Origin of the sequence: Paenibacillus sp. FSL M7-0420 (assembly GCF_038002345.1) — a bacterium.
Lineage (GTDB): Bacteria > Bacillota > Bacilli > Paenibacillales > Paenibacillaceae > Paenibacillus_AQ.
Map to the genome: position 1 here is coordinate 5,079,407 of NZ_JBBOCJ010000001.1, position 12,840 is coordinate 5,092,246.

General features: G+C 49.5%; 11 protein-coding genes. 2 read left to right on the top strand and 9 right to left on the bottom strand.

Annotation, left to right across the window (positions count from 1 at the left end; translation table 11 throughout):
• Window positions 1-10: 10 nt before the first annotated feature.
• Complete coding sequence (locus MKX51_RS21670) at window positions 11-823, top strand: undecaprenyl-diphosphate phosphatase (protein ID WP_340993817.1); 813 nt, start codon at window positions 11-13, stop codon at window positions 821-823.
• A gap of 83 nt (window positions 824-906) precedes the next feature.
• Here MKX51_RS21670 and MKX51_RS21675 read toward each other — a convergent pair whose 3' ends face one another.
• From MKX51_RS21675 to MKX51_RS21715, 9 genes are all read right to left on the bottom strand, one after another.
• Window positions 907-2,520: a glycosyltransferase gene (locus MKX51_RS21675; RefSeq protein WP_340993818.1), complete on the bottom strand. Its 1,614-nt coding sequence runs from the start codon at window positions 2,518-2,520 to the stop codon at window positions 907-909.
• Between the two features lie 197 nt (window positions 2,521-2,717).
• Window positions 2,718-3,587, bottom strand: coding sequence for a protease modulator HflC (gene hflC / locus MKX51_RS21680; protein ID WP_340993819.1), 870 nt, complete (start codon window positions 3,585-3,587; stop codon window positions 2,718-2,720).
• On the bottom strand, window positions 3,584-4,627 hold the full coding sequence (hflK, locus tag MKX51_RS21685) for an FtsH protease activity modulator HflK (protein ID WP_340944459.1): 1,044 nt from the start codon (window positions 4,625-4,627) through the stop codon (window positions 3,584-3,586). The genes hflC and hflK overlap by 4 nt, the downstream gene beginning before the upstream one ends.
• Before the next feature lie 601 nt (window positions 4,628-5,228).
• Window positions 5,229-6,626 (bottom strand): helix-turn-helix domain-containing protein, encoded by a 1,398-nt coding sequence (locus tag MKX51_RS21690; RefSeq protein ID WP_340993820.1) that lies wholly within the window; start codon window positions 6,624-6,626, stop codon window positions 5,229-5,231.
• A gap of 597 nt (window positions 6,627-7,223) precedes the next feature.
• Entirely contained in the window at window positions 7,224-7,973 is a 750-nt protein-coding gene (locus MKX51_RS21695) for an amino acid ABC transporter ATP-binding protein (protein ID WP_340993821.1), read from the bottom strand.
• Window positions 7,973-8,728, bottom strand: a complete 756-nt coding sequence (locus MKX51_RS21700) for an amino acid ABC transporter permease (RefSeq protein WP_340993823.1) — start codon at window positions 8,726-8,728, stop codon at window positions 7,973-7,975. The genes MKX51_RS21695 and MKX51_RS21700 overlap by 1 nt, the downstream gene beginning before the upstream one ends.
• Window positions 8,729-8,770: 42 nt before the next feature.
• Entirely contained in the window at window positions 8,771-10,102 is a 1,332-nt protein-coding gene (locus MKX51_RS21705) for a CapA family protein (RefSeq protein ID WP_340993824.1), read from the bottom strand.
• An 18-nt stretch (window positions 10,103-10,120) separates the two neighbouring features.
• On the bottom strand, window positions 10,121-10,969 hold the full coding sequence (locus MKX51_RS21710; RefSeq protein ID WP_340993825.1) for a transporter substrate-binding domain-containing protein: 849 nt from the start codon (window positions 10,967-10,969) through the stop codon (window positions 10,121-10,123).
• 433 nt (window positions 10,970-11,402) lie between these two features.
• Window positions 11,403-11,858 (bottom strand): MerR family transcriptional regulator, encoded by a 456-nt coding sequence (locus MKX51_RS21715; RefSeq protein WP_340993826.1) that lies wholly within the window; start codon window positions 11,856-11,858, stop codon window positions 11,403-11,405.
• A 102-nt stretch (window positions 11,859-11,960) separates the two neighbouring features.
• On the opposite strand from MKX51_RS21715, the gene MKX51_RS21720 reads away from it, so the two are divergent.
• On the top strand, window positions 11,961-12,812 hold the full coding sequence (locus MKX51_RS21720; RefSeq protein WP_340993827.1) for an aldo/keto reductase: 852 nt from the start codon (window positions 11,961-11,963) through the stop codon (window positions 12,810-12,812).
• The last annotated feature ends 28 nt before the right edge of the window (window positions 12,813-12,840 follow it).

Below are 12,840 nucleotides of genomic sequence, written 5' to 3' on the forward strand. Positions count from 1 at the left end.
GGAGGAAAATATGGAATCTGCATTCGATTGGCTGAAATACCTGCTCTTAGGCCTGGTCCAGGGGGTGACGGAACCGATTCCCGTCTCCTCCAGCGGGCATTTAATCATCGTACAACGTCTGCTCGGCATGAAGCAGAATGGGCTATCTTTTGAAATCTTAACCAATACGGCTTCCTTGATCGCCATCTGTTTCATTTTTCGCAAAGATATCATGGACTTAATCACAGGCTTCTTCCGTTACCTGCAGACGCGCGATACGAAATACCGGTCTGAGTTCATGTTCTGCATTTACATCGTTATCGGCACGATCCCTGCAGCGGTTGCTGCCGTATTCTTCAAGGATACGATCGAACGTGTCTTCACTTCCGTACATACCGTATCCATCAGCTTACTCATTACCGGGGTAGCCCTCTGGCTGATCCGCAATCTGCGCGGCCAGAAAAGAGACGGCAATCTCACCGTGAGAGACGCCATCATCGTCGGGCTAGCCCAGGCCGTAGCACTGATTCCCGGGATCAGCCGTTCCGGCTCCACGGTCATCGCCTCGATCGCGGTTGGCATGAAACAGGAGACCGCCCTGAAATTCTCCTTCATGCTGTACATTCCGATCAGTATCGGAGGCCTGATTCTCGGCGCATCCGATATCGCGAATGATCCGAACCGTTCAGCGCTGGCGATGCCTTACCTGATCGCCTTCCTCACCACGCTGGTAGCCACTTACTTCGCCATGCGCTGGTTCATCGGTATTATGGCGAAGGGCAATCTGATCTACTTTTCATACTACTGCTTCGTGGTAGGAACGCTGCTGCTGATCTTCCTGTAACAGGAACATGCCGGGGAGATGAAGGAGCTGGAAGGTACCGCCTCCCTGCTCCTTCATCTCCCCTTCTCATTTAACGGATTTCCTTACTGTTCACTCCAAGGCAACAGAATGGGATGTTCATCAAGAATGGACTGATATTGCTCCTTCCAGCCGTACTTGCCGTCCGGGTCCAGTTGCATATACCGCATATACTTCTCCAGCCGGAATTCCAGCTTTGACCAGCCTAGATGCTTCAGGCGCAGATTGCTCAGCTGATGGGGCAATTCCCAAATATTCTCTGGCAGCCGCCCGGAGTGTTGCGGGAGATTATTCCAGAGGTAGGTGAAATCTTTGCGGTAGCGGACCAGGAACGGCCGGTATCTCAGGTGGGCCCGCCAGTACTTATCCTCGCGGTAATGGTTGTCATCCCAGAAATCGTAAAGGCGGAAGCAGAATAGGTCGCAGTTCTCCGTTCTCAGCAAGGAGTCCACTTCTTCGGCAAAGCCGGGTTCAAATATCTCATCCCCATCCAGATTAAGAATCCATTCCGGCCCAGTCGCAACCACCGCCTCCCACTGCTGTTTACGCAGCTCGGATTCATTGTTGAAGCGGGAGACCGGATTATGAATCAGCTTAAGTGGAATTCCCTTAAGAACCTCCTTGACTAATTCCGCTGTGTCATCTGTGCTGCCATCATCGATAATAACGGCCTCGTCGATATATTTGCGGTGCTCCTCCAGAATCTGCCGCAGGAACCTTGTGGCTTCATTCTTAACTATCATCGTTAGAGTCAGCTTGGGCCGAAGTGAAGCTGCAGCCGGGGTGACAACATGTTCCGCATCGCTCCGCTCTGGCTCTTCATCATTCCTTTTCCCAATATGCTCACTTGGCTCCGTCCCAGACATTGTCGTTGACTGCCGTACGAACTCCTCTACTTTATCAAGATCACTGTCTCTGTATATATGCAACGCTGGAAAATGAGTATCTACAAAGAGAGGAATATCAAGTGCCGCAGCACGGATACAGAAATGGCGGTCCTCTCCCCAATAGGAGAGGTTTCGGACCTTCTTGTAACTTACACCGGACTTGATGGCCTTGATGCTGATCAGAGTGCAGGCGCCAAGTCCGCCGACTTCATAGATCCCCGGTTCCCGCATTTTAAGCAGAAATGCATGCAGGCGGCGCTTGATCTCTTCAGGTGAGAGTTTTTCTCCCGGTAGTGCTTCCCATTGGTTATACTCGTCATGCATCCACACCTGCGGCTGGGACAATTTGCCCGGCTCCCACTCAGTCCAGAACACTTCAGAGATAATGTCCTTGCCTGAGCTGAGCAACTGCTCCAGCGTATTCGGATGAAGAATGAGATCGGAATCAATCAGGAACAGATAATCATAACCGGAAGCTTCTGCGTGCCGGATCATCTGATTTTTGAACTCGGCCACCTTCCAGACAAGGCTGATACGCCAGGCATGGGCATTGTCATTGCGTATATAGTCATCATGGTAGCCAGAGGATTCCAGAAAGACATTTCTCCCGCTTTGGGCGAACTGCTGCAGAAGTTCACTGGAGGCTTCATCCCGATTATCATCAATCAGATAGTAATGCAATTCAATATTGTTAAGGTTCAGGCGCTGCAAAGAATTCAGAAAATGCTGCAAAATTTCCGGTTTTTGATGGATCGGACTGCCCAGCAAGACCCGTTTTACCTTCTGATTCATTTAAGCTCACCCCAGAATAATAGCAACATTAATAGAACCCCCTTAGATTTGAAAATAATTGATATAACTTAATGTATTAAGTGAAGTATCTAGATAAGCCTATTTTCCTTAAAAACAATCTTCAGAGCAGCCGGGTAACACGACAAAAACACCCCTTAGAATCAATTGATCCTAAGGGGTGTTCTCCGTTAAGCCTATTATTTAGTGCCCATAAGTATCTTCGCATATGGCGAATCGATCGGGATCATGATCACCGGCTCATTCTTCAGCGTGGTCACATAACTCTGCAGCGTACGGTAGAAGCTATAGAACTGTGGAGACTTGCCGTAGGCCAGATTGTAGATTTTGGCGGCTTCCCCTTCCCCTTCGGCAATAATCTTCTTGGAGTCGGCTTCTGCCTGGGCCATCAGCTCCCGGGAAGCGCGGTCTGCCTTGGAGGTGATCTTCTTGGATTCCTCATCCCCTTCAGACAGGTAACGCGCAGCAATGGATTGGCGGTCCGAGATCATCCGGTTGTATACACTTTGTTTGTTCCCTTCCGGCAGATCGGTACGCTTGATCCGTACGTCAATAATTTCAATGCCGTAATTGTCACGGGTTAAGGCAGTTACAACGTCTTTGGTAATCTCATCGTTAATATTGCCCCGTCCGGTGTCCTCACTGATAATATTCTCATAGTTAATCTCCGACAGCTTGCGGCGTACCGAGTTATATACCGCCTCATCAATACGCTGCACTCCCCCGCTGACCGTCTGAACGGTTCTTAAGAACTGCGAGGCGTTGGTAATTCTCCAGACGGTATAATTATCAACGACAATCGGCTTCTGATCCTTGGTCAGAATGTTGGTCGGCGTGCTTTCATAGGTCATCTGGTATTTGGGAAGCTCCGAGACATTCTCGATAAAAGGAAGCTTGAACTTCAGTCCCGGCTCCTCCACCGTACGCATCGCTTCACCGAAACGCAGGACTACCTTATATTCCCCTTCCTTCACGATGTACATAGAGCCGGCCAGCAGAATAATCAGGACGATTGATGATATCAATAGGATGATCGGGTTTCTTTTCACTTGGCATCTCCTCCTTGCGGTGCGGCTGAAGGCGCCGGATTCACAGCGGCAGGAGCAGAGGGGCTATCCTTGGTGCTGCGCATCAGCTCATTCAGCGGCAGATAGTTCACAGTGTCACTATTCGAGTTGGTAATGAAGATTTTGGCATTAGGCAGGATCGTCTCCAGGGTCTCCAGGACCAGCCGGCTCTCGGTGACACTCTGATTATTGGCATATTCGGCAAAAATAGCATTGAACCGCGCCACATCCCCCTGCGCATTCAGGATACGCGACTTCTTCTCACCTTCGGCCCGCTCCAGCAGCGCCTGCGCTTCACCACGTGCCTTCGGAATGATATCGTTCTCATACTTCTTGGCGTTATTGATCTTCGTGTTCTTCTCTTCACGGGCGTTGGTGACCTCGCGGAAGGCTTCCTCGACCTGGCCGCTCGGCGGCTCAATATCCTGGAATTTGATATCAATGATCTGAATGCCGGTATTGTATTTCTTGTGCAGGTCAACCAGCAGCTCCCGGACTTTATCCTGAATCACGGTCTTCCCGTCGGTAATCGCAAAATCCAGCTTCTCAGAACCAATCACTGCACGGATCGAGGAACTGGCCGAATTCCGCAGAAATTGCTCCGGTTCATCAATGTTATACAGATAATCACGGATATTGCTGATCTTCCACTGGACCACAGCATCGGCAGATACGATGTTCTCATCACCTGTAATCATCATGGCTTCTTCATCCACGGGCACAGCTCCTCCAGCCTCCTGGCGGTATCCGATATGAATCCGCTGGGTCAGCTCCGCAGGTACGGTAATTACATCCTGGATCGGATAGGGCCATTTGAAATGAAGTCCGGCTGAGCTCTCATTCGTATACTTGCCGAAGGTCAGAATTGCTGCACGTTCCTGCTCCTGCACCGTATAGAATGAGGTAGCACCGATATACAGCAATACCGCCGCAGCGGCTACCCCCACCCCTATCCTCTTGTACATGCCCGGCTTCAACTTCGGCAGCTTGAACCCTGGGATATTATCGCCATTCTGGTTCATGAAATTCAAGATGCATCGCTCCTTTTGGCGTATTTTAGTCTTATTAAAGGTATATATACGGATACAAAACAAAAAAGTCGCAAAAATTGCGACTTTAATGATGGTAGCTGAATATTGCTGCGTTTCTCGCGGGTTTGGCTGGTTGGTTTACAGTATATTAGTTCCGGTTAAACCAAACCTTTTCATTCCAATTCCATTGACGAACTCGTCTCCATACGACGCCCGTGCACCCACACGTCCAGCACATTGTGTTCAGTTTTTCGCATACATTCCACCCGTGCGGCTGCTAATTTCACAGTTTCTACTAATCCAGTTAAATACAAAAAAAACCGGGGAACACGCAACCTGCGTCTTTTCCGGTTTTTTTGTATTGGGAAGAGGGTCAAAAGAAAACATCCCCGGGTGGCGGGGACGTTAATTGGGTTAATGAGGATATTTGATGATAACTAATGGAAGTATATTCTTGACAATTGATCCGTAAATACTTGCTAAAGATCAACCTCCGCCTGTACCATGTCCCATAGTTTGAATTAACATTTGTGTACTTGCAGTTACTAAAGGTTCTCCTGTAGCAATTGGTAAAATTATTGTAGCAACCAAACTACAGGAAGCTAGGAGTATAAAGAGCTTTTTTTTCATGTGAATCCTGCACCTCTCTAATCAGAAGTTTGTAATGAAGTTTCTCATCTTCATCTGCCTTATGTCTAAACTGTTCAAAGAGATCGACACATTTGATAATCAATCCTTCGTTATTGATTCTAGCAGATGATTCCAAACTCTGAAGGATGAAGTTAATCCCTTCTTTACGTTTGTTATGTAGATGATAAAATGCCAGTTCAATGAGGAATCGGGTATGCTGATCCGTTATTATTTGCTCGTTATAACCGCCAAACTCTGTAGCATATGTCTTATAAGGAATATAAGCTGCGAACTGCTCCAGAACGTGATCAACATTCCAACTATAACGGTTAGCTGATGTCAGGATATTAGATAGAGCTACGAATATCTCATCTTTTTGAGAAGAGATATGTTCAATATACTGTGTAAGTATTTCCTGCTTACCCGACATAACCTGATAGAGTAAAGTATTCGCCCTACCCCATTCTTGAAACTGAACTACCGTTCGTTTCGCCTCGTTATCATTATTGTCTATCCAGCTTGTATCCATATAAAGGTTGACGAATTTTAGCGCTGATGAATAATCACGATGTTCTTCACATATGCTTGCACGCATTAGATGAGAGTAGTAAATATAGAAGCATAGCGGTTTTTCAGTTTTTTTCTCATCATTCTGTCTGCGGTTTGATTGACGTTGAAGTTTACAACGAAGAGTAGCCAGATGAAGCATATCCTGGGCTAGTTTATCAGCTTTGTCCCATTTATGCAGTGAAAAATAGACATTTACTAAGTGCTTAATTCCATCCAACTGATCCGCCTCATCAAGCCTGTCCAAATAACATTCAAAGATATGAGCCGCCTGTAAATTTCGGGCTTGATCGTCGCCAAGGGCAATCCGGAAAAGACGGTACTGGCACAAGGCCAGCCGTTCGGAGTTCTGGTATTTCTCACTCTCACTCACGTTCTTATACAGTAGTTCTGCCGCTTGCCATTGCCCCTCCTGAAACAGCCCTTCAGCCACCTCAAATAGCATAGGAGCATAAGTCAATTTCTCCAGCAGCTGCTGAACAACCTGTTCAATGCAATCCAGACGCCCCAGCGCGGCTGATCGTACAAGAAACGGCCTTAGCCGCCGCCAGGTTGGTGGTGAATGATCGAAGCATTCCTCCACATACAGACTGTAAAAGTGGTCCTCTGGAAGATTCATCGCCCTCGTGATCCGCTCCAGATGGTTCATGGCAATGGGCTGCTGACCATGAATCAGCCGACTAAGTGTTCCTGAATTAATTCCGGATTGACCGGCAAACTGATTAATGGTCATCTTCTGCTGAGACAGATGCCCCGATAATGCATCTCGTATGGTTGCTATGATTGGGACCATGTACACACCACCTGACTAGATTCCAAGAACTATATTTTTATTTTATAGTTGTAATAATATTCTATAATATTCCAATGGTCAATATTTCAAATGAGTACAAACAGTGAAATAGTGGCAATTGACAGAGAGAAACGTAGCAAAATGCAGAAAGCTTGAACAAAGCTTAATTAGTTGCGACTTTAATGATGGTAGCTGATTATTGCTGCGTTTCTCGCGGGTTTGGCTGGTTGTTTTACAAATTCATCCTGAGGATTGAGTCACGCTGGCGGCTCTTCATGCGGCACCCTGGCCATCGGAAATGTGTTCGGTTTTTCATGTTTATTTGGCCCGTACTCCCTCGCTTGGCGCAAATGTGGTCGGTTTTTCGATTACATTCTGTCTGTACATCCTCATTTGGCACAATGTAATCGGTTTTCCGATTACATCCCGCCTATACGCCTTCGCTTGACGAAATGTGATCGGTTTTTCGATTATATTTGGCCCGTACGCCTTAAATTCGCGCAATGTGGTCGGTTTTTCGATTACATTCCACCTATACCAAAAACCCCCGGAAAAGCGCAAACCTGCGCCCTCTCCGGGGGTTTTACTATAATGCTTTTAAATACTCGATTTATTACGGAAATAATTATGCAGAAACTCCTTGGCCCGCTCGGACTTTGGATGGTTGAACACCTGGTCCGGCGTCCCTTCCTCCACGATTTTCCCTTTGTCCAAGAAAAGCACTTTATTCGCTACTTCATATACAAAGCTCATCTCATGCGAGACGAGAATCATCGTCTGACCGATGGCGGCGGTCTTCTTGATCGTCTGCAGCACCTCGCCGACCAGCTCAGGGTCCAGCGCTGAGGTCGGCTCGTCCAGGAGCAGCAGCTTCGGATTCATCGCGAGCGCGCGGGCAATGCCCACCCGCTGCTGCTGGCCGCCGGACAGATGCTTCGGATAATAATGAGCACGCTCAGCAAGGCCTACCTGCTCCAGCTGCTGCTGAGCAATCTGCGCGGCTTCGCGGTCATTCATCCGCTTCACAATCTTCAGGCCTTCCTTAACATTCTCCAGCGCCGTCCGGTGCTGGAACAGATTGAATTGCTGGAACACCATCGCGGTCTGCTTCCGCAGCTCCAGCCGCTGCTTGTTCGTAATCGTACTGAAATCGACCTTGAAGCCTTCGAGATCAAGCATCCCCTGATCTGCCTGCTCCAGGCAGTTAAGGGAACGCAGGAAGGTGGACTTGCCCGCACCGGACGAACCGATGATGGCCACAACATCTCCCTTGTTAATCTCGACGGAGAGATCGTCCAGAATCAGATTGCCGTGAAAAGACTTGGATAAATGGCTTACCTTAATCATCAGATCTCTCTCCTTCCCCAAGAGAACCAGCCGCGGTTCATGGCCCCGGCAGCGGAGTCCGGAATGGAGAATCTTCGCTCCAGGAATCTCAGAAGCTGCTCAATCAGAATCGTCATGACCCAGTAGATGATCGCCAGCGCGAGATACACCTCGAAGAAGCGGAAGTTGCTGCCGGAGATGATTTTCCCCTTGGCCGTCATTTCAATCACACCTGCGACGAAGGCCAGGGAGGTTCCCTTGAGCAGTCCGATCAGGGCATTGCCCAGCGGAGGAATCGCCACCACCAGCGCCTGTGGAACGATGACTCTTCTCAGCACCTGAAGATACGTCATCCCCAGGGATTCAGCGGCCTCAATCTGACCCTTATTCACCGACTGCAGCGCAGCGCGGATCGTCTCCGAGTTGTACGCCGCTTCATTGAACGCGAAGGTGACCAGCACGAAGATCATCGCCGGAATGGCATTGATATTATAATCCGTCCCGTACTGCTGATTAATGAATTTGAGTAACAACGGAATTCCGTTATAGGTCAGGTATAGCTGCACAATGATCGGCGTTCCACGGATGAACGAGATGAAAAGTGTGACTAGCTGGCTAAGCACGGGAATTCTGCGCATACGGATAATGGCGAACAACAGCGCAAACACAAGGCCGACGATCATCGAGATGACCGTAATCTGCAGACTCACAGGAAGGACCTCTAACAGACGAGGTATCGCTGTGAACACCGCGTTAATATCAAAAATCTCTCCCATGCCGTCTTACTTCCTTCCACGTTCAATTTACAGGGCGACGCTCTAACACGGTCTGACCGTCAACCGTCTGCCCTCATAGATAATTTCAGTATGATACCGTTCGTTGCTTACCTTATTAAGCCGCTCCACCAGGGAAGCCGCCGCTTCGTCCGAAGCCAGTACCGGAAGCCCGCGCTTCGTCACTGTATCATGCGTAAGTCTAAGATCAATCGGAATCAGCTCATAGCTGAACCGCTTGTTCTCCACACTCAGATCGAACATGACCAGGAAGTTCTCCGAGAACTTGCGGTCGCTGTAGAAGCCCTGCCAATTCCCTTCGCTGTCCTTGGTCCGGTTCTTGTGCAGGGTGGATGGAGCTTCATTCTCGGCATACCCGTAGGCGGTGAACATTTCCGGAGATACAATCGACTCTCCCGCTTCGAATTCCATGAACAGACTGCCTATGTTATAAAAAATAGGCTGGCCCTTGTACAGCTCCACCCCTCTGGTGAAATGGGCACCATGTCCGAAGACACAGCTCGCCCCGGCATCCACCGCACCCCGCGCGAAGGTCTCAATGAACTCTGCCGGATAATCGGAGTACCAGTTCTCATTCTCCCCTTCATGCGTATGCAGGCTGACAAAAACATAATCACTGCGCTCCGCCGCATCCTGAATGCTGCGGTAGATTTCCTGCTGATCCTGCTCATGCGCTGCCGTCTTGACGCGGGACTGTTCACCCTTCTCGAAGGTTAAATAGCCTTCAAAAAACGAGCCGAATTCATAGTAATTCTCCGATCTGCTCTTAAAGGTCTCAATCCGCTTGCCTTCCTCCATGCTGGAGGCGATGCCGATGCGCTCACTGATCTCCTTCAATGTGCTGAAGTCCTGATCGTTCACGACGTACGTACGCGACCAGCGGAGCGGGTTGACCCCCGGACGGGCCGGAACGCCGTTCCCCGGATTCGAGGCAGCGAACACTTCGCTTCTCGTTACATCTATGGTGATGATCGCAATCCGCCCGTCTGGCGTATCCACAAACACCGGCTTACGCGCTTCATGCAGGCTCATGCCCACTCCAAGCGGAGTGAGACCACGGGCTTCCGCTTCTTCGATCGTATCCACAAGACCCTGGGTCCCGTAATCCCCCGTATGATTATTCGCAAAGCTCACATAACGGATATTGAGCTTTCCGAACTCGTCCAGCGCCTTGGGGCGCACACTGGTCTGGTAGCCGCGGCCTGCCGCCGGAGCGGTATTCAGGCGCGGAGTCACGAACTCTGCATTGGTAAAAGCTTCATCGGCCCCTTGCAAGAGAGCCAATAGCTCCGGGTCCATCGTCTTATCTAAATTGCTGCTGGAGAATAATGCATCTCCCGAGACTAGAAATTTCATGTGCTCACCTTCCTCCGGTTACTCCATCAGCTCTTTTTTAGGCAAATAGTCGCCGCCAAGCTGCTCTTGGCTAATCTTCAGCAGGGTGCCGTCTGCATACATTTCCTTGATTCTCTTGTTGACGGTATCCAGCAGGGTGCTGTCCGCAGACTTGGAGAGCAGGATATAAGATCCTGGATCACTATTCTCTGTAGAGAACGCAACCACCTTCAGGTTGGTGAAACCATGCTCCTTGATGGCCTTCTCGGCAGAGACACGGGAAATGATGCGCACATCGTACTTGCCGGCTTCAATACCTTCGAACTGCTTTACGAAATTCTCGTCGGTGTAGATAATCTCTGCTTTGGCATCCGGGTTCGCTTCATTATAATTCTCCAGCAAAGTGGCACCGGAGTTTCCTACTTCTGTTACGGCCTTATAGCCTTTCAGATCTTCTACCGCCTTAAGGGTATTGTCGTCCTTGCGGACTACGAATACATTCGCATTCTCAATAATCGGGAGTGAGAAATTGTATTTGCCGCGTCTCTCCGGGTTGGAGCTGAAATTGTTCGCCCCCAGCTGGAAGCGTCCATTATCCAGGCCGGTCAGAATCCCTTCGAATTCAATCGCCTGCACCTCTAGCTTATATTCCGGAAGGTCCTTGAAGATCGCCTTCATTACTTCCACATCGTAACCTGTCAACTGCCCGTCCTTCTCGTAGCTAAAAGGGTTACTTACCCCGCTCGTTGCAGCAATGATGGTCTTCGTACCGGTCCCCTCGCCGTTTGTCTCAGCGGAGCCTGAGTTATTCTTACTTCCATTACCGCAGCCTGCAATGACCAACCCGAGCAACAGAATCAGAACGCCTGGCACAAATTTCTTCTTCATTATAACTTCCCCCTCGTCTAGTAAAAGCTCTCTCTTGTTGTGCTATGATGTCCAACTTATCATAGTCATTTAGTCTGGAATTATTATGTCACGGGGTATACACGGTGTCAAGGTGAACGGGTAAAGGAATTGACGAATTCTGACGAATAAAGTCGATTGGGAATTGGGGTGTGCTTGCTTGGGCTACCTTTTATATGTATCCCCCGAAGGACTGTTGAGTATTCCAATTTGATAGTATACCTGTCTACCCATGCTCGGTGAAATCAGGTGCACTAATACCCTTCATTTGCGCGTCTAGCCCACAATCAGCACCACCAATGGGATTTATCCCTTTCATTTCGGCTATCCGGCCTTTTTCGGCGCCGCCAATGGGATTTATCCCTCTCATTCCACCAGCAGCCCGAAGCCCGCTCTTCTCACTATCCCTTGCCTGTTAAGAAGACCACACCACTCGCTTCCGGCGCGCCGGAACCTTGACGCCCTGCTCCAGTAGCTTGCCCCAGTTGCCGGGATTGGTCAGATCAGGTATGCGCTGCTCCAGAATCGCCTGATACTGAAGAGCTTTCTCTTCCAAATGGGCGACACGCTGCTTGGCTTCCTCCAGTTGAATAAGCGCCGCTTCCCTGTATTCCATCATCATGGCGAAGCGCTGGGCAATGGTCGAATCCCCTTCGAGGCAGAGATCGACATAGGTTTTAATGCTTTCAATGGGCAGGCCTGTCTGCTTGAGGCATTTAATGCCATACAGCCAGTTGATCGATTCATCGTCGAACAGCCGGATGTTGTTCTTATCACGCTGAATGCTCGGCACCAGCCCTTTATCTGTATAAAAGCGTACCGCATGTTCAGTTAATCCCGTCATGGAAGCCGCTTCTTTGACTGTGTACATAATAATCCCTCCGCAAAAAATAGATGATACCTGCTTGACTTCGTGTAACACGAAGGCGTTAGGCTCATCATATCACCAAATCATCCTAAGGAGGACAAAACAATGCAAACTGTAACCTTGAACAATGGAGTAAAAATGCCGCTGCTCGGCTTCGGTGTCTATCAGATTCCAGATGCTGAAGAATGTGAGAATGCGGTGTATGAAGCCCTGATGGCAGGCTATCGCCTGATCGATACGGCTGCCGGTTATCTGAATGAAGAGGCGGTAGGCCGTGCCATTAAGCGCAGCGGCGTACCCCGCAAAGATCTGTTCATCACCACCAAGCTGTGGATTCAGGATGCCGGGTACGAGAGCGCCAAGCTCGCTTTTGCCAAGTCGTTGAAGAAGCTGGGGCTCGACTACCTGGACTTGTATCTCATCCACCAGCCGTTCGGCGACTATTACGGAGCTTGGCGGGCTATGGAGGAGCTGTATCACGATAGCAAAATCAGAGCCATCGGGGTCAGCAACTTCCTGCCTGACCGCCTGATGGACCTCATCGTCCATAACGAGATTGTGCCTGCCGTCAATCAGGTGGAGACGCATCCGTTCCTTCAGCAGACGGATAACGCTGCTTTTATGAAGGAACAAGGTGTGCAGATTGAATCATGGGGACCATTCGCTGAAGGACGCAATAACCTGTTCAGCAATGAAGTGTTATCAGGGATTGCTGCTAAGCATAACAAATCCGTCGCCCAGGTTGTGCTGCGCTGGCTGATCCAGCATGATATCGTGGCGATTCCGAAGTCCGTGCGTACAGAGCGGATCGCCGAGAACTTCGATATTTTTGATTTTGCGCTGAGTGCAGACGATATGGCTCAGATTGCTGCACTCGATACAGGCGAGAGCCTGTTCTTCTCCCACCGGGACCCGGAAATCGCCAAGCGGCTGGGTAACTGGAGGGTTGAGCTGTAAAAGCTCCATCATATCTCAGCAGCACAAG